This is a genomic window from Streptomyces sp. (assembly GCF_036524955.1).
Classification (GTDB): Bacteria; Actinomycetota; Actinomycetes; order Streptomycetales; family Streptomycetaceae; genus Actinacidiphila.
In genome coordinates, this window is the sequence record NZ_DATDBG010000015.1 from 1 (window position 1) to 18,065 (window position 18,065).

Annotated in this window: 17 protein-coding genes and 2 pseudogenes; 2 read left to right on the top strand and 17 right to left on the bottom strand. The window is 71.4% G+C overall.

Annotated elements, in window-relative coordinates:
- A pseudogene (locus VIW71_RS01270) lies at positions 1-912 on the top strand (hypothetical protein); the annotation flags it as partial.
- A gap of 45 nt (positions 913-957) precedes the next feature.
- Here VIW71_RS01270 and VIW71_RS01275 read toward each other — a convergent pair.
- The 17 genes from VIW71_RS01275 to VIW71_RS01355 all read right to left on the bottom strand — a co-directional run bounded on the left by VIW71_RS01275 (position 958) and on the right by VIW71_RS01355 (position 17,342).
- The gene (locus VIW71_RS01275) at positions 958-1,620 is read right to left on the bottom strand and encodes a hypothetical protein (RefSeq protein ID WP_331619919.1); all 663 of its coding nucleotides are present in this window, start codon (positions 1,618-1,620) and stop codon (positions 958-960) included.
- A gap of 201 nt (positions 1,621-1,821) precedes the next feature.
- Positions 1,822-2,487 (bottom strand): hemerythrin domain-containing protein, encoded by a 666-nt coding sequence (locus VIW71_RS01280; protein WP_331619920.1) that lies wholly within the window; start codon positions 2,485-2,487, stop codon positions 1,822-1,824.
- Positions 2,488-2,681: 194 nt separating this feature from the next.
- On the bottom strand, positions 2,682-3,140 hold the full coding sequence (locus tag VIW71_RS01285; protein ID WP_331619922.1) for a peroxiredoxin: 459 nt from the start codon (positions 3,138-3,140) through the stop codon (positions 2,682-2,684).
- Between the two features lie 153 nt (positions 3,141-3,293).
- Positions 3,294-4,187 carry a MarR family winged helix-turn-helix transcriptional regulator gene (locus tag VIW71_RS01290; RefSeq protein ID WP_331619923.1) on the bottom strand — a complete coding sequence of 298 codons (894 nt, stop codon included), beginning with the start codon at positions 4,185-4,187 and terminating at the stop codon, positions 3,294-3,296.
- A 282-nt stretch (positions 4,188-4,469) separates the two neighbouring features.
- Complete coding sequence (locus VIW71_RS01295; protein ID WP_331619924.1) at positions 4,470-4,862, bottom strand: YccF domain-containing protein; 393 nt, start codon at positions 4,860-4,862, stop codon at positions 4,470-4,472.
- Positions 4,859-5,716, bottom strand: coding sequence for a zinc metalloprotease HtpX (gene htpX, locus VIW71_RS01300; protein WP_331619925.1), 858 nt, complete (start codon positions 5,714-5,716; stop codon positions 4,859-4,861). The genes VIW71_RS01295 and htpX overlap by 4 nt, the downstream gene beginning before the upstream one ends.
- A 181-nt stretch (positions 5,717-5,897) precedes the next feature.
- Complete coding sequence (locus tag VIW71_RS01305) at positions 5,898-7,502, bottom strand: NADH-quinone oxidoreductase subunit N (RefSeq protein WP_331619926.1); 1,605 nt, start codon at positions 7,500-7,502, stop codon at positions 5,898-5,900.
- A complete protein-coding gene (locus VIW71_RS01310) occupies positions 7,502-9,070 on the bottom strand; it encodes a complex I subunit 4 family protein (protein WP_331619929.1) in 1,569 nt (522 codons plus the stop codon). Before VIW71_RS01310 ends, VIW71_RS01305 begins: the two co-directional genes overlap by 1 nt.
- Positions 9,071-9,076: 6 nt before the next feature.
- On the bottom strand, positions 9,077-11,065 hold the full coding sequence (locus VIW71_RS01315; protein ID WP_331619930.1) for an NADH-quinone oxidoreductase subunit L: 1,989 nt from the start codon (positions 11,063-11,065) through the stop codon (positions 9,077-9,079).
- Positions 11,062-11,436: an NADH-quinone oxidoreductase subunit NuoK gene (gene nuoK / locus VIW71_RS01320; RefSeq protein ID WP_331619931.1), complete on the bottom strand. Its 375-nt coding sequence runs from the start codon at positions 11,434-11,436 to the stop codon at positions 11,062-11,064. Before nuoK ends, VIW71_RS01315 begins: the two co-directional genes overlap by 4 nt.
- A complete protein-coding gene (locus VIW71_RS01325) occupies positions 11,436-12,092 on the bottom strand; it encodes an NADH-quinone oxidoreductase subunit J (protein ID WP_331619932.1) in 657 nt (218 codons plus the stop codon). Before VIW71_RS01325 ends, nuoK begins: the two co-directional genes overlap by 1 nt.
- Positions 12,089-12,730, bottom strand: coding sequence for a NuoI/complex I 23 kDa subunit family protein (locus VIW71_RS01330; RefSeq protein ID WP_331619933.1), 642 nt, complete (start codon positions 12,728-12,730; stop codon positions 12,089-12,091). Before VIW71_RS01330 ends, VIW71_RS01325 begins: the two co-directional genes overlap by 4 nt.
- A gap of 2 nt (positions 12,731-12,732) precedes the next feature.
- On the bottom strand, positions 12,733-13,695 hold the full coding sequence (locus VIW71_RS01335; RefSeq protein WP_331619936.1) for a complex I subunit 1/NuoH family protein: 963 nt from the start codon (positions 13,693-13,695) through the stop codon (positions 12,733-12,735).
- Positions 13,692-14,663 (bottom strand): NADH-quinone oxidoreductase subunit C, encoded by a 972-nt coding sequence (locus VIW71_RS01340; RefSeq protein WP_331619937.1) that lies wholly within the window; start codon positions 14,661-14,663, stop codon positions 13,692-13,694. The genes VIW71_RS01335 and VIW71_RS01340 overlap by 4 nt, the downstream gene beginning before the upstream one ends.
- Positions 14,660-15,373, bottom strand: coding sequence for an NADH-quinone oxidoreductase subunit B (locus VIW71_RS01345; RefSeq protein WP_331619938.1), 714 nt, complete (start codon positions 15,371-15,373; stop codon positions 14,660-14,662). Before VIW71_RS01345 ends, VIW71_RS01340 begins: the two co-directional genes overlap by 4 nt.
- Complete coding sequence (locus VIW71_RS01350; RefSeq protein ID WP_331619939.1) at positions 15,364-15,732, bottom strand: NADH-quinone oxidoreductase subunit A; 369 nt, start codon at positions 15,730-15,732, stop codon at positions 15,364-15,366. The genes VIW71_RS01345 and VIW71_RS01350 overlap by 10 nt, the downstream gene beginning before the upstream one ends.
- A gap of 581 nt (positions 15,733-16,313) precedes the next feature.
- A complete protein-coding gene (locus VIW71_RS01355) occupies positions 16,314-17,342 on the bottom strand; it encodes a quinone oxidoreductase family protein (RefSeq protein WP_331619940.1) in 1,029 nt (342 codons plus the stop codon).
- A gap of 168 nt (positions 17,343-17,510) precedes the next feature.
- Between VIW71_RS01355 and VIW71_RS01360 the strand changes: the two are divergent.
- Positions 17,511-17,886 (top strand): annotated as a pseudogene (locus tag VIW71_RS01360) (hypothetical protein).
- The last annotated feature ends 179 nt before the right edge of the window (positions 17,887-18,065 follow it).

The following is an 18,065-nucleotide window of genomic DNA, read 5'->3' on the forward strand; positions in this document are numbered from 1 at the left end:
ACGGCGGGCCACAACCGCGACACGGCGGTGGGCGTGCTCACCACGCAGCTCGACCAGGCGTCGGACGCGGGCATCCACAACAAGAAGTGGTACGAGAAGGTCGGGGACGCGCTGGTCAAGGCGTGGAATCTCGTCATCCCGTTCCTCAAGATCGTCGTGGCCGTCGGCGGCATCGTGCTGCTGTTCATCGGCGGTCCGCTCGCCGCCGCTCTGTTGTTGGCCGCCGCGCTCCTGGTCTTCACCGATACGGCCATCAAGTTCGCCCAGGGCAAGGCAGGCTGGGGCGACCTGCTGTTCGCAGCGCTCGACTGCATCCCGGTGGCGGGCAAACTGTCCATGCTGGCCAAGGCGCGTCAGCTCGGCGGCGTGAGGTGGGCACTGCGGGTGGCCAAAGCCGAGCGGCAGTTCGCTCCGGTGATCAAGGTGTGGCGCACGGGCAGCGAGCTGACGGGGTTCAGCAAGTTCGCGTTCACCGTCGGCAAGGGCCTCGGCAAGGACACGCTCAAGGACGGGCTCAACGGCGGCTGGGGGGACATCAAGAAGAACTTCCTGGGCAACGTCGCCAGCAACGTCATCGGCGCAGGAACCGGAGAACTTCTGGACAAGGGCTTCTCGAAGATTCCCCGCCTGATCAACAGCGGCGACCTGGCCACCATGCCACGGGCCGCCCGACGGAACCTCGGCCAACTGCAGATGATCATGAACGGCCGGACCGAGAGCGAGGCGTCCAAGCTCGTCCTCGGCACGGCCAAGGGCTTCGTGACGTCCATCACGAAGGAGACCGTCAACACCACCGTGTTCGGCGGTCACTTCAATCCGATGAACGTCATGGTCGGTACGGCCTCCGGCGCGGGCGATGCCGGAGTGGGATACAAGCCCGGGCTGGCGCCTGCCGCGTCGCTCCGCAGGTAGAACGCCGGAGCCGGACGGCGCTCACCTGCCGGAGCCGGACGGCGCTCACCGCCGCAAGCGGGGATCCAGGTGGTCGAAGTCCTGGTCGAACCCTGCGGCGAGAGCGCGTTGCAGGGCTTCCTCGCTCACGCCCCGCAGGGAGTTGCCGTTACGCCTGGCTTCGACGGCATCGGCCCGCCCGGCTGCCCCGCCCTGCCGCGCGAGAGACAGTCGAGCCGGACCGGGGAGGGCCAGGGCTCCGCCGATCCGCGGGTCGCCGGCGAACCAGACCTCCTGCTCCGGGTAGGTCTGCGCGAGGCGCAGCCAGCGCCGGATCCCGGGACGCCGTATCCGGACGCTCACCGACTTGTTCGGGTGCTCCGGGTCCGCGATGCGCAGATAGACCTCGCCGTTGTCAGCCATGAAGAGAACACCCTTGTGCTTCTGCCAGGGGTACACGGCCAGGATGTGCTGGTAGCGCTTGATGCGACCAAGCCGGAGGTCGCAGTACACCAAGGTCACGATCGTCAGGACGACCGGGGGAGCCGCTAGCAACGCAGAGAAGGTGATCCACCCTGCCTGGTCGGCGAGGAAGAGAACGACGGCCCAGCCCGGGAGGAGCATCGCCACGGAAGCGCCGAGGAGAACCTGCGCGCTGCTCCGCCGCCGCTCGCACCACTTGCGCGTCGCAGGGTCCTCAAGCGCGCCTTCGTACACACCGGCAGGCACGAGATCGCTCCCCCTCGCTGATCACCGGCGCCTTTCGGTGACCAAGCGGCCGGTTGGGTCGTGTGGTGGTCATTCGGCGTCCGACCCTAGCAGCGCGTCTGTCACTCAGGGGAAAAGTTCCGCAAGTGCGCACCCACGACGAAGCCGGCGGTCACTGTTCCCAGCCGGCTTCGTCCTTGAGCTCATCGGAGCAGAGCTCCCTCACGCCTTGCCGTAGTCCACCGACCACGGGTTCAGCTCGGCGTACTGCTGCTTCCACGCCGCGCGGTACTGCGCCACCAGCGGCGGCGGGAAGATCGCCAGGACCTGGTCGATGCGTTCCGGGGTGGCGCCGTCGAGCAGCCACGGCACGTAGCGGGGGGCGAGGCCCAGGCCGATCTGGTTGCGCTGCCCGTCGGCGAACTTCGCCCAGTCGGCCGGCGGCAGCTCGCGGTCTATGAGCGGCAGCGCGTCCTTCTCCTCGTGGGCGAGGTGCGCGTTGAGCTCGGTCACGAAGGCGTCGGTGGCGTCGGCGAGGTTCGCGTGACCGTTCTCCTCGTCGGCGATCGCGGCGTCGATCGCGGCGATCAGCGGGTCGATACGGTCGTGCTCCGCCTCCATCGCGTCGAGCATCTCGATGTCGTCGGCGCGGTCGCCGAGCAGCTCGCGCATCCGCGGCCACAGGACGTCGTCCTCGGCCGTGTGGTGGATGATCAGAAAGCGCTTGAACAGGTCCCAGCCGAAGTGGGTGGCCGTGAGCCGGGCAGGGTCGTCGCCCGTGATGGCGGCCGACTTCGCGATGGTCACCGCGTCGCGCCGCAGACCGTCATGGAAGGCGTACATCATCGTCAGATCGACAGCGTCGCCCGGTACGTGCGGAGTGGTCATCAGATGTCTCCCAGAAGCCAAAAGTGAACCAAGAGTGAACCGCCGTACCGAGGCTATAGTCAGCTCCCGGAATCGTCAATCTGTGTATCTATCTGAAAGATGAACCATCATCAGCCGTGGCTTTACGACATACGGCGGCCGGCCGGGAAGCGGCCGGCCGCCGGCAGGCAGGACCACCCGAACGGCGCACCGCGCTACGCGGCCTGCAGTTCCTTCACGATCCCCAGCGCGTCGTCGATGTGGCCGCCGATGTTGGTCATCGAGGAGAACGCGTGCCGTATGACGCCCTCCCGGTCGATGACGTACGTGATCCGGCCGGGCACCACGCCGAGGGTGGAGGCGCCGTACTGCTTGCGTACCGCCTTGTCTTTGTCGGACAGGAGGATGAACGGCAGCTCGTGCTGCCCCGCGAACTTCTCGTGCGACTCGACCGAGTCCGAGCTGACCCCGATGACCTCGGCGCCCGCGTCCGTGAAGCTCTCGTAACTGTCACGGAAGGCGCATGCCTCGGCGGTGCAGCCGCGGGTGTTGTCCTTGGGGTAGAAGTAGAGCACCACGACCTTCGTGCCCAGGTAGTCGCTGAGGGTCACCGGGCTTCCCGCCTGATCGGGGAGGGTGAAGTCCGGTGCCTTGTCGCCGACTTGCAGGCCCATCGCTGTCTCCTTGACGTCGCCGCAGCCGCATGGCTGATCCCCGCCATCCTGGCGCACGGTCCGACGCGACGGCGGCGGAACCACGGCGATCTCGGCCACCGGCTGACTCGGCGCCACCGGGTCCGACACGGCGCCAGGCGCCGCTCGGACGGCTCAGACGTCCGCCCGCAGCAGTGTGATGAGCAGCCCGTGGAGCTCGGCTCGCCCGTCCGCCCCGAGCGTCCGGCCCAGCTCGGACTCCGCGGCCTCGACCACCTGCCGCGAGGTGCGCAGCGCCTCCTGTCCGGGGTCGGTCAACCGCAGCGCGTAACGCCGCCGGTCCAGCGGGTCCCGTTCCCGTACGACCCGGCCCGCGTGCTCCAGGTCGTCCACGATCTGCAGGATCGCCTGGTCGCTGATGCCGAGCCGCCGGGCGAGCTGCTGCTGCGAGCAGGGGCCGTCGGCCAGTACGGTGAGCGCGCCGAAGTGCCGGGCCTGCAGCCCTACGTCGGTGAGTGCGTCCTCTATCCCGCGCCGTACGAAGTGGTGCGCCTGGGCGATCAGCGAACCCGTACGACGCTGCTCGCCGGGCGGCTGCGGACGGGAGAGCAGGGTGGCGAGCAGCTCGTCGAGGCGGTCGCGCTGCTCAGGGTTGAGGGCGGCGGTGAGGCGGTCGTCGCTCGCGGACATGGCAGGTTCCAGTGCCTTGATCGCGGCGCGGCCCTCGTCGGTGAGCGCGAGCACGTACGACCGGCGGTCCTCGGGGTTGCGCGAGCGTATGACCTGGCCGGCGGCCTCCAGCCGGTCGATCAGCTTGACCATGGTGGTGCGGTTGATGCCGAGCCGTTCGCCCAGGTCCTGCTGGGAGTACGAGGCGGTGGGTTCGCCGATCGCGGCCAGCACCTGGAAGTCCCGGGCGCTGCCCGCCCCGCCGCCGACCGGGACGAACTCGGGCGCCAGGCGGTTGGAGCGGATGTAGGCGCGGCGCAGCAGATGGGCGGCGTACGCGGCGAGGGCCGGCGGCAGTTCCGCGCCCGCGGCCTCCACGCTGTGCGCGTAATCGTCCACCACCGTGCACCTCCGCAGGTCAGGGTAGCAGGGCACACCCTTGTGACCAGGTGTCAGGCCAAAGCGGACGGTGGGCCCGAGCGACACCCCATGGGCCGACGCACGAGCTCGCGCTGTGGCCGGCCGATGGGCTCCTCCTGCCCCAGGGCAGGCCAGGAGGGAGAGGCTGTCCGCTGGGGCACCCCCGGCCGAAGGCTGGGGAAGAGTGAGCAGGAAACCCGAGTGCGAAGCACGCCTTCCCAGGAGGCGGGCGCCCTCGGAGGAAGGGCGCCCGCAGGGCCGTCAGCGCGTGGCGAACGGCCGGTCCGTCGGCACGATCTCCTTGCCCAGCGGCAGTAGCGACAGCGGGATGAGCTTGAAGTTCGCGATGCCGAACGGAATTCCGATGATCGTGAGGCACAGCGCGACACCGGTGACGATGTGGCTGAGGGCGAGCCACCAGCCGGCCAGGATCAGCCACAGCACGTTGCCGATCACCGAGCCGGCGCCCGCGTCACGCCGCTCGACCGTGGTGTAGCCGAACGGCCAGAGGGCATAGAGGCCGATCCGGAAGGCCGCTATGCCGAAGGGGATGCCGATGATCGTGATGAACAGGACGATGCCGGCCAGGAAGTAGGCCAGGCACAGCCACAGCCCGCACAGGACCAGCCATATCACGTTCAGAACGGTTCTCATCTGTTGCCTGCCATCTCCTCGAGTCGGGCGATGCGCTCGGCCATCGGCGGATGGGTCGAGAACAGCTTGGGCGCATCACCCGGGCGGAAAGGGTTGGCGATCATCAAATGGCTGGTGGCTTCCAGGCGCGGCTCGGGAGGCAGCGGACGCTGCTTGATACCCGCGTCCAGCTTGCGCAGCGCGGAGGCCAGGGCCAGCGGGTCGCCGGTGAGCCGGGCGCCGGAGGCGTCCGCCTCGTACTCCCGGGAGCGGGAGACTGCGAGCTGGATCAGGGCGGCGGCGATCGGGCCGAGGATCATCATCAGCAGGAAGCCGAGGATGCCGGGGCCCTCGTCGTCCTCCGAACGGCCGACCGGGATCAGCCAGGCGAAGTTGACCAGGAACATCACGACCGAGGCGAGCGCCCCCGCCACCGACGAGATGAGGATGTCCCGGTTGTAGACATGGCTCAGTTCGTGGCCGAGCACGCCGCGCAGCTCGCGCTCGTCCAGGATTCCCAGGATGCCCTCGGTGCAGCAGACCGCGGCGTTGCGCGGGTTGCGGCCGGTCGCGAACGCGTTCGGCGCCTCGGTGGGCGATATGTACAGCCGGGGCATGGGCTGGCGGGCGGTCGTCGACAGTTCGCGGACGATCCGGTAGAGCCAGGGTGCCTCGAACTCGCTCACCGGGCGGGCGCGCATCGCGCGAAGCGCCAGCTTGTCGCTGTTCCAGTACGCGTACGCGTTGGTGCCCAGGGCGATGACGAGCGCAACGATGAGCCCGGTCCGGCCGAAGAAGCTGCCGATGACCAGGATGAGTGCGGACAGCGCGCCGAGTAGAACGGCGGTCTTCAGCCCGTTGTGCCGGCGGTGCACCGTGCGCCCTCCAAAGTTCGCGGCCGGGGAACTTCCCCCTTCAGGAGAACCTCCTGCCCTACTCAACGCCACCCGGCCGCCGCTAGTTCCCTTGTGCGCACGCTGCGCGACCACCGGGGCCGTCGGGCGGGTACCGGGGAGACGGTGCGGACCCGGCAGCGGCCGGCAGGGGCCGGCACGGTCAGAACAGCGACCCCTGGGCGTACCGCAGCACGATCTGCGGCGCCCCGGACAGCAGGAGGCCGGCCGCCGCGGTAAGCGCGATGGCGGCGGCGAGGCCGACGGGGGTGCCGACCGCACGGGCCGCAGTCAGCCGTACGGCCCGGGCGCCATCGCCCTCCGCGCCGTCCGCCGCCTCGTCCCGTGCCGTGACCGCGGCATCCTCCGGCCGGGTGAAGAGCAGGGCGGTCCACCGCAGGTAGTACACGAGCGCGATCACCACGTTGACGGCCATGATCACCGCGAGCCAGCCGTGCTGGGCGCCGACCGCGGACGAGAACACGGCCACCTTGGCGAAGAGGCCGATCACGCCGGGCGGCAGTCCGGCCAGGCAGAGCAGGAAGAAGCCGAGGGCGACGGCGACGAACGGACGGGCCGCGTACAGGCCGCGGTAGTCGGTCAGCCGACCCTCGGGCGCGGTGCGGTTCACCAGCGCGGCGACCGCGAAGGCGCCGAGGTTCACCACGCCGTACATCAGGGCGTACGCCACGGTGGTGCCGATCTCGTGCGACGCGCTGTCGGCGGCGGACGCGGCGGCGATCGGTACCAGCAGGTAGCCGGCCTGTCCGATGGACGACCAGGCCAGCAGGCGTACGGCGCTGCGTGGCGCGGCGGCTCGCTGCCGGAGCGCGCCGACGTTGCCCACGGTCATGGTGAGCGCGGCCAGCACGCCGACAGCCGGGCCCCACACGTCGTCGTACGGCCGGAAGGCGATCACCGTCACCAGGATGAGCCCGGCGAAACCGGCCGCCTTGCCGACCACCGACAGGTAGGCGGCGACCGGCAGCGGCGCGCCCGCGTAGGTGTCCGGCACCCAGAAGTGGAAGGGCGCGACGGCCAGCTTGAAGGCGAAGCCCACCAGGGTGAGGGCGGCGCCCGCCTTCGCCAGGGTGTCGAGCTGCCCGGGTACGTGGGTGAGGCCGTCCGCGACGGCGACCAGGTGGACGGTGCCGGTGGCCGCGTACACGAAACTGATGCCGAGCAGGGAGACGGCGGTCGCGGTGACCGAGGACAGGAAGAACTTCAGCGCGGCCTCGCTCGACAGCCGGTCGCCGCGGCGCAGCGCGACCAGAGCGAAGGCGGGCAGCGTGGTGACCTCCAGGGCCACGATGAGGGTGGCCAGGTCGCGGGAGGCGGGCAGCAGGGCACCGCCCGCGGCCGAGGAGAGCAGCAGGAACCAGAACTCCCCGGGCGGCAGGCCCGCTCGTCGCTCACCACCCGCGCCGTTCTGCGGCGCCTCGCGCGGCCCTTCTTCGACGGTCAGCGACAGCAGGGCGGTGAGCAGGGCGCCGCCCAGCACGAGGACCTGGATGACGAGCGTGAAGTGGTCAGCGGCGTACGAACATGATGCACCGCCGGTCTGACAGAAGGTGCTGCGGCGGCCGTCCCGGAGCGGGATCAGGGTGAGCAGCGCGGCGGCGAGCCCGGCGACGGTGAGCCAACCGAGCAGGGGCTTGCGGTCCTGCGGCAGGAAGAGGTCGGCGACCAGGACGACCACGGCCAGGGCCGCGGGGATCACCACCGGGGTCAGGGCCGTCCAGTCGACGGACTGCACGAGGGACGGCATCAGTTGCCTCCGAGCAGGGAGCGTACGGCCGGGTCGGTGAGGCCGAGCAGGGCCGCGGGCCACAGTCCGGCCAGCACGGTGAGGGCGGCGAGCGGCGTCCAGGCAGCGAACTCGTAGCCGCGGACGTCGGCGAGGACGGCGGGCGACTCGGCGGTCTCGCGGTCGCCCATGCAGACCCGGCGGACGACGGTGAGCAGGTACGCGGCGGTCAGCAGGGTGCCGAACGCGGCGACGGCGGTGAAGGTCAGGTACGCGGGACGGCTGAGCCCGGCGCCGGGTTCGAACGCCCCGAACATCGCCAGCATCTCGCCCCAGAACCCGGCCAGGCCCGGCAGCCCCAGGGAGGCGACGGCGCCGAAGGCGAGCAGGCCGCCCAGGCGTGGCGCGCGGCCGTAGAGCGCGGCTCCGCCGCGGCCGGCGAACTGGTCGAGGTCACTGGAACCGTAACGGTCCTTGACCGCGCCGACCAGGAAGAACAGCAGGCCGGTGATGAGGCCGTGGGCGATGTTGGCGAACAGGGCGCCGTTGACGCCGGTGGGGTTGAGGGAGGCGATGCCGAGCAGCACGAAACCCATGTGGCCGACGGAGGAGTACGCGATCAGGCGCTTGAGATCGCCGCCGTTGCCCTGCCGGGCGAGGGCGAGGCAGGCGAGGGAGCCGTAGACGATGCCGACGACGGCGAAGGCGGCCAGATAGGGCGCGAAGGTGTGCATCCCGTCGGGCGCCATCGGAAGTGCGATCCGGACCAGACCGTAGGTGCCCATCTTCAGCAGAACGCCCGCGAGCAGCACCGATCCCACGGTGGGGGCCGCTGTGTGGGCGTCGGGGAGCCAACTGTGCAGGGGCCACATCGGGGTCTTCACGGCGAGGCCGATACCGATGGCGAGGACCGCGATCAGTTGCGTGGAGTGACTGAGCGATGACCCGTTGTCAGTGGTGAGTGCCACCATGTCGAATGTGCCCGCCTTCACGCCGATGAGGAGCAGGCCGAGCAGCATGATCACAGAGCCGAGGAGGGTGTAGAGGATGAAGCGCATCGCCGACCGTTCCCGGTCCCCGCCGCCCCAGCGGGCGATCAGGAAGTACATCGGGATGAGGACCGTCTCGAAGGCGAGGAAGAACAGCATCAGGTCGGCCACGGCGAAGGTGGCGAGCGTGCCGCTTTCGAGGATCAGCAGCAGGGCGACGAAGCCCCTGGGCCCCGGGCCCTCGGGCATTTTGAACAGGCTGTAGAGCGCGCAGAGGAAGGTCAGCAGCGCGGTCAGAACGACAAGGGGGAGAGAGATGCCGTCGACACCGAGGTGGAGATGGATGTTCAGCGCGGGGATCCACGTCAGGTCCGTGGTGGCCTGCATCCTCGCGGGTTGGTCGTGGTCGAAACCGACCGCGAGGACGATCGACAGGACGAGTACGGCTCCGGAGAAGGAGACGCCGTGGCCGCGAACCGCCTGGTCGAGGGTGAGGCCGATCCGGAAGATCCGGGGGATCGGGAGCACGGCGCCCAGTGCGCCGAGCAGCGGCAGCACGAGGATAGCCACGAGGACGTACTGCAGTGCGGTGTCGTTCACTGGATCTCACGCTCCGACAGCGACAAGGACGGCGAGGACGACGGCACCGGCCAGCAGCGCGCTGAGGTACGTCTGGACGTTTCCGGTCTGGGCCTTGCGGACGGCCGCGCCGAGCAGCCGCGGGGTGCCGGCCGCGCCCCGGACGTAGGTCTCGACGACCTCGCGGTCCAGGAAGCGGACCAGGCTCGCCGCCGCCTGCACCGGGCGGACGAAGAGTGCGCCGTACACGGCGTCGAGGTGGAAGCCGTGGGCGGCGTGCCGGTGCAGCGGACCGAGTAGCAGCCGCCCGGGATCACCGGGGTCGTCGGCGGCGGCGATGTCGCCGTAGATCTCCTCGTGCGTGGCGATGGCCTCGGCCTCCACCAGCGCCGGTTCGGCGTCGGCGTCCTCGGCGACGACGGCACCGATGGGCACGGCCCGGCGGGTGGCGGTGGCCGCCTGCCAGGCACCGTAGATGATCAGCAGGCCGGCGAGGGCCAGTCCGGTACCGAGAACGGAGGTGAGCAGGGTCGGGCCGAGCGAGGAGCCGCCGAACCAGTCGGGCAGCCGGCGGTAGGTGAGGCCGCCGAAGGCGATCGTGGGGACGGCGAGCACCCAGAGGACGGTGGTCATCAAGGCGGGCTGCCGCCCGTGGTCGGCGACCTCGGGGCCGCTGCCGCGGAATGCCATCAGGAACAGCCGGCCCGCGTACCCGGCGGTCAGGACGGCCGCGGCGAAGCCCGCGACCAGGATCGTCCAGCCGACCGCGGCGGGCACGTGGGGGGTGTCACCGGAGGAGGCGTGCTCGGCGGCGCGCAGCACCGTCTCCTTGGAGAAGAAACCGGACAGCGGAGGGAGGGCCGCGAGAGCGGCGAGGGCGAGGCCCATCGTCCACATGGCGTCGGGGACCCGCTTGCTCAGCGACCCCATGCGGGACATGGCGGTGAGCGAGTTGGTGCCGGCGGCGTGGATGACGACGCCCGCGCCGAGGAAGAGGAGGGCCTTGAAGGCACCGTGCGAGAGGAGGTGGAAGATCGCGGCGTCACGGTCGGCGACGGCCAGCGCGCCGGCCATGTAGCCGAGCTGGCCGATCGTGGAGTACGCCAGCACGCGTTTGATGTCGTCCTGGGCCAGGGCGGCCAGACCCGAGCCGATCATGGTGACGGCGGCCATCACGGCGAGGACGGCCAGTGCGGCGGCGGACGCGGTGAACACCGGCAGCAGCCTGGCCACCAGGTAGATGCCGGCGGCCACCATGGTCGCCGCATGGATCAGCGCGGACACCGGGGTGGGGCCGGCCATCGCGTCGGGCAGCCAGGTGTGCAGCGGGAACTGGGCGGACTTGCCCGCGACTCCGGCGAGCAGCAGCAGCGCCACCACGGTCGGGTGATGCAGCCGGCCCTCGGCGGCGGCGCCGAGGATGCCGCTGATCCGGAAGGTGTCCGCGTCGGCGGCGAGCGCGAATACGCCGATCAGGAACGGCACGTCACCGAGCTTGGTGACCAGGAACGCCTTGATCGAGGCCGACCGCGCGGTCTCGGTCTCCCAGTAGTGACCGACCAGGAAGTAGGAGCAGATGCCCATGATCTCCCAGCCGACCAGCAGCACCATCAGGTCGCCGGAGTAGACGACCAGGAACATGGCGGCGGTGAAGAGGGAGACCAGGGCGGCGTACGACGGGTAGCGCGGGTCGTCGCGCAGATAGGAGACGGAGTAGAGCTGCACGCAGGTGGCGACCAGGCCGACGAGGAGGGCGATCAGGACGGAGAAGCCGTCCAGGTGCAGGGCGAGGTCGATGGGGACCGAGCCGGTGACGGTCAGCCGGTGGGCGCCGTCGGTCGGCGCCCCGGTGCCCTGCCGGGCGGCGACGATCGCAGCGAGCACGAAGGCGAGCGCGGTGGGCAGTACGGCCAGGGGCCGTACGAAACCGGGTGCGCGTCGGCCGAGCAGGAGGCCGGCGACCGCGCCCAGGAAAGGAAGGAGGGGTACGAGCGCGGCAAGGGCGATCAGGGTCACGCGGTGGCCTCTGCCTTCTCGTCGTCGGCCGCCGGTCCGGGCTGGGTCGGGCGTTCGGGGCGCTCGGGGTCGGCGAGGGCGGTGAGGCGGTCGATGTCGGAGCTGCCGCGGTGGCGGTAGACCAGCAGCACGATCGCCAGGCCGAGCCCGATCTCGGCGGCGGCGATGGTGATGGTGAACAGGGTGAGCGCCTGGCCGGCGTGCAGGGTGTCGCGCAGCCACACGTCGAAGGCGACCAGGTTGAGGTTGACGGCGTTGAGCATCAGCTCGACGGACATCAGGACGAGGATCGCGTTGCGCCGGGCGAGCACGCCGTAGACGCCGACGCTGAACAGGAGGGCGGCCAGCACGACGGGATACGCGAGGTGCATCACTTCTCCTTGCCGTCGGTGCCTGCGGAGGCGGCGGCCGGTTCCGTGACGGCGGTGCTGACGGTGTCGGCGGCGCTGACGGTGTCGGTAGCGGCGGTCGCGGGCGGGGTCGCGGTGTCGTCGCGACGGGAGAGGACGATCGCGCCGACCAGCGCGGCCAGCAGCAGCACCGACAGCGCCTCGAAGGGCAGCACCCAGTGCCGGAAGAGGCTCTCGCCGGTGGCCCGGGAGGAGCCCTGTGCCGCGCCGTGCAGCTCGACCCAGGTGGACCGGAAGGCGTCCACGACCACCCACACCAGGGTGGCCGCAGAGGCGACGGCCACCGCGAGGGCGACCCAGCGGTTGCCGGAGTCGGCGTCCGGCGAGCGGCCGATGGGCGCCTTGGTCAGCATCAGGCCGAACAGAAGGAGAACGACGACGGACCCTACGTAGATCAGTACCTGCACCCAGGCGATGAACTCGGCGGTGAGCAGGAGGTACTCGACGGCCAGGCCGCCGAGCGCGACGACCAGCCAGAGGGCGGCGTGCACGAGCTGCCGGGTGGTGACGGTGATCACGGCGGCGCCGAGGGTGGCGAGGCCGACCAGCACGAAGGTGATCTCCACGCCGGTCGGGGAGAGGAAGCCGGGATGGTGGGCGGCGGCACTGAGGTTCACGCCTCGCCCTCCCGCGGGCCGGAGTCCCGGCCGGTCTGCCCGACCGGCGGGACCTGCCCGGTCTGGCCGCTCGGTTCGGGCTGCCCGGCCTCGGCCTCGGCGGCGGCCTGTGCCGCCTGGGCCGCCGCTGCCTTCTCCGCTGCCTTGCGGGCCGCGGCGATCTCCTTCGGTTCCTCCGCCGCCGGGTCGAGCGCGGGCGGCGCGGGCACCGTCCACATCCAGTCGCGCAGCTTGTCGCGCTCGTGGGTGAGGTCGAGGATGTCCGTTTCGGCGTACTCGAACTCCGGCGACCAGAAGAGCGCGTCGAAGGGGCACACCTCGATGCAGATACCGCAGTACATGCACAGGGCGAAGTCGATGGCGAACCGGTCGAGGACGTTGCGGCTGCGCTCGCGCCCGCCGGGCGCGGCCGGCGGCACCGTTTCCTTGTGGGAGTCGATGTAGATGCACCAGTCGGGGCACTCGCGGGCGCACAGCATGCAGACCGTGCAGTTCTCCTCGAACAGCGCGATCACGCCACGGGTGCGCGGGGCGAGTTCCGGCTGCGCGTCCGGGTACTGGGCGGTGACGGAACGCTTCGTCATCGTCCGCAGGGTGACGGCCAGGCCCTTGGCCAGACCGGATCCGGGGATTCCCATGGCTACGAGATCACCACCTTGACGACGCCGGTCAGGGCGATCTGGGCGAGGGCGAGTGGGATGAGCACCGTCCAGGCGAGCTTCTGCAGCTGGTCCTCACGCAGCCGCGGGTAGCTCACCCGCAGCCAGATCACCACGAACGCCAGCAGCCCGGTCTTGACCAGCGTCCACAGCCAGCCGAGGTTTCCGGCCCACGGGCCGTGCCAGCCGCCGAGGAACAGCACAGTGGTCAGGCCGCAGAGCACAACGATGCCCGCGTACTCGGCGAGCAGGAACAGCGCGAAGCGCAGGCCGGTGTACTCGGTGTAGGCGCCGAAGATGATCTCGGAGTCGGCCACCGGCATGTCGAACGGCGGCCGCTGCAGCTCGGCGAGCCCCGCGGTGAAGAAGACGACCGCGCCGACGAGTTGCCAGGGCGTCCACCACCACTCGTACGTCTCGACGATTCCGGGCAGCGACAGGGTGCCGGCCGCCATCGCGACCGAGGCCCCGGCGAGCAGCATCGGCAGCTCGTAGGCCATGAGCTGTGCGGCCGTGCGCAAGCCGCCGAGCAGCGAGAACTTGTTGGCCGAAGCCCACCCGGCCATCAGCGAACCGAGCACGCCGACACCCATCACGGCCAGGACGAAGAACAGCCCGGCGTCCACGGTCTGCCCGACGAACCCGTCCGGCCCGACCGGGATCGCAATCAGCACCACGAGATACGGCAGCAGGGCCACGGCGGGCGCGAGCTGGAAGACCCTGCGGTCCGCCTCGGCCGGGACGATGTCCTCCTTCTGGGCGAACTTCACGCCGTCCGCGACGAGCTGCGCCCAGCCGTGGAATCCGCCCGCGTACATCGGCCCCAGCCGGCCCTGCATGTGCGCCATCACCTTGTGCTCGGTCTGCCCCACCAGCAGCGGGAAGACCAGGAACACGACGAGCACGCCGAGCAGCCGGAGGAGTACGTCCACGGTGTCGTTCACGTCGGGTCGCCTCCTCCGGAGTGGGGTTCGCCCGTGGTGGGCGGTTCGGTGGACGCATCGGCGGGCGGCTCGGCCACCGGCCCGGCCGCCGGTTCGGTCCGTGGTCCGGTGGGGGGCTCTGAGGGCGCTTCGGCATCGGGTGCCGGCTTCGCGGGCCGCTCCCAGGGCACGTCCGGGGTGCGCCCACGGGGAGAGGCGGGCGCTTCCGAGGCGCCCGGAGCGCCCGGGGCCGTGGCCCGGTCCGGAGCCAGGCTCGGGGCCTGGCTCGCCGAGCCCTCACTCACGCTGCGCGTGCGGCGCGGCGGCCGGTCACCGGCGCCCGCCGCCCGGGGTGCCCGGGCGGGACGCGCGGGCGCCGGGGGAAGCTGGCCCTTGAGCGGCCCCCAGTCGTTGGGGTCGGGGACGCCCGGCGGCATCATCTGGCGGCGCTTGGGACCGCCGTCGTGGGACTCCCCCGGCTCCTTCGCGCCGGGCCACGCCTTGGCGACCCGCGCGGCCAGCACGAAGTCCTTCCGCAGCGGGTGCCCCTCGAACTCCTCCGGCAGCAGCAGCGGTGCCAGGTGCGGATGGCCGGTGAAGTCCACGCCGAACATCTCGTGGGTCTCGCGCTCGTGCCAGGCCGCACCCGGGTACACCCCGGTCGCGGTCGGCAGCACGGCCGCCTCGTACGGGACGGTGGTCCGTACCAGCAGGCGCCGGACGCCGCCCCCGGCGGGGGAGGCTCCCGTATCGGCGCCCGCGCCCGTCCCCAGTGCGACCACGTGCGCGCAGACCTGGAAACCCGTCCCCGGCTCGTCCACCGCGCTCAGCCAGTCGAAGAAGGTGCAGCCCAGCGTGGACCGCGCGGTCCGCAGGGCCGTCACCCACGCGTCGGCCGACACGTCGACGGTGAGCAGGTCGTACGCCTCGTCCGCGACCGCGCCCGGGCCGAACAGCGTCTCGGCGTCGTCCGGCAGCCAGCCCGTCACTTCTCGCCCTCCGGCGGCTGGACGAGCCCGCTGGTCAGCGCAGCGGCGCCCGGCCGCGTACCACCGACCCGGCGACCGCCGCCCGCACCGGCGCCGTGCGCGGCGTACCGCTCCCCCAGCGACTCCCGCGCGATCTTCTCCTGGAGCTTGAGGATGCCCTGGAGCAGCGCCTCGGGCCGCGGCGGGCAGCCGGGCACGTAGACGTCCACCGGGATGATCTGGTCGACGCCCTTGGTGACGGAGTACGAGTCCCAGTACGGCCCGCCGCAGTTGGAGCAGGCACCGAAGGAGATGACGTACTTCGGCTCGGGCATCTGCTCGTACAGCCGCTTGACGGCCGGCGCCATCTTGTCGGTGACCGTGCCGGAGACGACCATCAGGTCCGCCTGCCGCGGTCCGGGGGCGAACGGGATCACGCCCAGCCGGATGAAGTCGTGCCGGGCCATGGACGCGGCGATGAACTCGATCGCGCAGCAGGCGAGGCCGAAGTTGAAGACCCACAGGCTGTAGCGGCGGCCCCAGTTCAGGACCACCTTCATCGGTTCGGGCGCCAGTCGCGCGAGCGGCCCCAGGCGGCGCGGCTCGGGCAGCGGCACGGCGGCGGGGGCAGCCGCGGCCGGGGCACCCGGCGCGGTGGCGGCCTCGCCCGCAGCGGTCACGGCCCCGGACGTGCCGGCCCCGGCGGTCACGGCCTCTCCTGTCACGTCCATTCCAGTACGCCCTTCTTCCAGGCGTAGAGCAGCCCGACGGCCAGGAATCCGATGAACACGAACATCTCGACCAGCGTGGTGCCGCCGAAGCCCGGCGCGTCGAAGACGGTGGCCCACGGGAACAGGAAGATCGCGTCCACCGCGAAGATCACGTAGAGGAAGGAGTAGACGTAGTAGCGGATCTGGGTGTGCGCCCAGCCCTCGCCGACCGGATCGACCCCGCATTCGTACGTGAGCATCTTCTCCCGCGTCGGCACGACGGGCCGCAGCAGCCGGCCGCCCGCGAACGCGACCGCCACGAAGAGCACACCGACGACAGCGACCAGGCCGACGACCGTGTAGCCGTGGAAGTAGTCCACGTCCTTTCCGCCCCTCGTTTGACTCGATGACTCGTTCTGACTCGTTGAGCCGTTACCGACTCGTTGACTCGCTGAGCCGCTACCGACTCGTTGATCTCGCCTGACCGGCGGTGTCCGGCGATCCGGGGTGGACCTTTGGACGATTTATACGGAGGGAGTCTAGGCCCTGGCCTCACTGGCTTCACCGGTGCCTCCGGACCGGCCGCCTCCATCGTCGCACCCTGGGGACAAGCCCACCTCAACCCGCCCCCGCCCCCCATGGCGGACCGCGTCCCCGGCCCGGCGCGCCGAGGGCCGCGATCGCCTCGTCCTCGCCCCGCAGTTCACCGTCACGGCCTGGCCGCTGCCGCCGCGCCGCGGTTCGCGTTCGACGGCGTCAGGTGGCGGGAGACCGCGTACCTGCGTGGTCGGGCTTCCGGTGGCGATCGTCGGCTTTGTCCACATTGTCACAGTGGTGTCGGTCGGCCTCGGCCTGTCCGTCACCGTGGTCGGGCTGACGCTGCCGGCGACGGGGCCGGCCGCCGACTGCCCAGCCGGCCGGAACGCTGCCGGAACACAGCGAACACAGCCGGAACGCGCCCTCACCCGCCGGACGGGCTGATCCTCAGCAGCGTCTTCCCCATGGCCCGGTGCGCCCGGAGGGCGGCGGATGCCGAGGCCAGCGGGAACTCCCCCGCGATGTCGAGGGAGATCGTGCCGGAGGCGAGGAGGGAGAAAGCGGCCAGGGCGTGGGCGCGCAGCGCGGCGGGGGCCCGGCGGGCCAGGTCCGCGATGTCGTAGCCGGTCACGGACCGGTTGCTCCTCCACAGCGGGAACGCGAGGTCCGGGTGGCCGGTCGCGTCTCCGCAGGCGGCGAGGCGGCCGAAGGGGGCGAGCAGGGAGAGACCGGCGAGGCCGGTGGGGCCGCCGACCGGGTCGATGATGACGTCGACCTCGGGTACGCGGTCGGCGAACCCCTCGCAGAAGTGGATCGCGTCGTAGCCGAAGCGCTTGGCGTACTCCGCCTGGGCGGCGGAGCCCACCGTGCCGTAGACCGCGGCGGCACCGAGCGCGCGGGCGATCTGGGCGGCGGTCGAGCCCACGCCGTCGGCCGCACCGTGGATGAGGACCGTGTCGCCCGCGGCGAGGCGGGCCGCGCTCGCCAGGATGCCGTAGGCGGTGGTGAGGGCGAGGGCCGCGCCGCCACCGTCGCGCAGGGATATGCCGTCGAGGGGGAAGGCGAATTCCGCGGGCGCGAGGGCGTACTCCGCGTAGCCGCCGCCGTCCGGGAGGTACGCGGCGACCGGGTCGCCGACGGCGTGACCGGTGACGTCGTCCCCGAGTTCGGTGATCTCCCCGGAGACCTCCACCCCGGGGACGACGATGCCCCGGAGCGCCCCGGAGCGGCAGGGGAGGTGCCGGGGCCGGCCGAGGCCGTTGCGCCTGTCGCCGGGGCCGATGCCCATGCCCGTACCGGTGCCGATGCCGGTAGCGGGACGGCCCTCCCCCTCGTTGACGCCGGCGTACGCCACGCGGATCTGGACCTGGCCCGGGCCCGGCGTGGGGACGGGCAGCACCACCGACCGCAGCACTGCGGGGCCACCGTTGACGTCGAATCCGACCGCGCGCACGCACTCTCCTCTCCCCTGGGCGCCGCCTGACCGCGGCCCCCTGACGTTCGGGCGCAACCTTGCCCAGCGAAACCGTATGCCTCTTCGCTCCGCCGTGCTGGTATGCCTGCGGAGTGAGCACGTGCCCCGGGGATCCGGTGACGGTGAGGGGCACGGTGCGGGTGGGTCATCGCCGAGGGTTCGGTGCTGCTCCGGGCTGCCTGCCCCGTCCGCTGACCGACCGCGGCCATGACATGGTGGCGGACGTGGGCGACGCGGAGGGGCTGATCGGGCCAGTCCGCGAGACGGCCGACCGGGGCGTGCCGCCGTATCCGGTGGTGGCGGCCTGCCCAGGAGGTGGTCGCGCGGTTGCCGGCCCGTACCAGCCTCCGCCTGGTACGGGCCGGGCTGACGCCGCGGGAGCGGGAGGTGCGGGGCATGACGGCCGGCAGGCGGGACGAACTCCGCGGCGGCCGGGCAGCCCGTGGTGAGCGACGGCGCGGTCGCGAAGCAGGTCGGCAGCATCTTCCTGAAACCGGGCTTTCCTGAAGCCGGCCCTTCCTGAATCCGGGCCTGGGCCCCGAACGAGGGGAACCGTCGCCGGGGCTGTGCGTGTCTCGCGTCCCGAGGCGACAAGTGGTACCCCGTCCTTCCACATGTACGGAGGTCCGGGGAAGGCGACCCTTACCGACGTACGATGGCCGGTAGCCGGGCGATACGCCGCCTCGAAGGAGGACCGTTTCA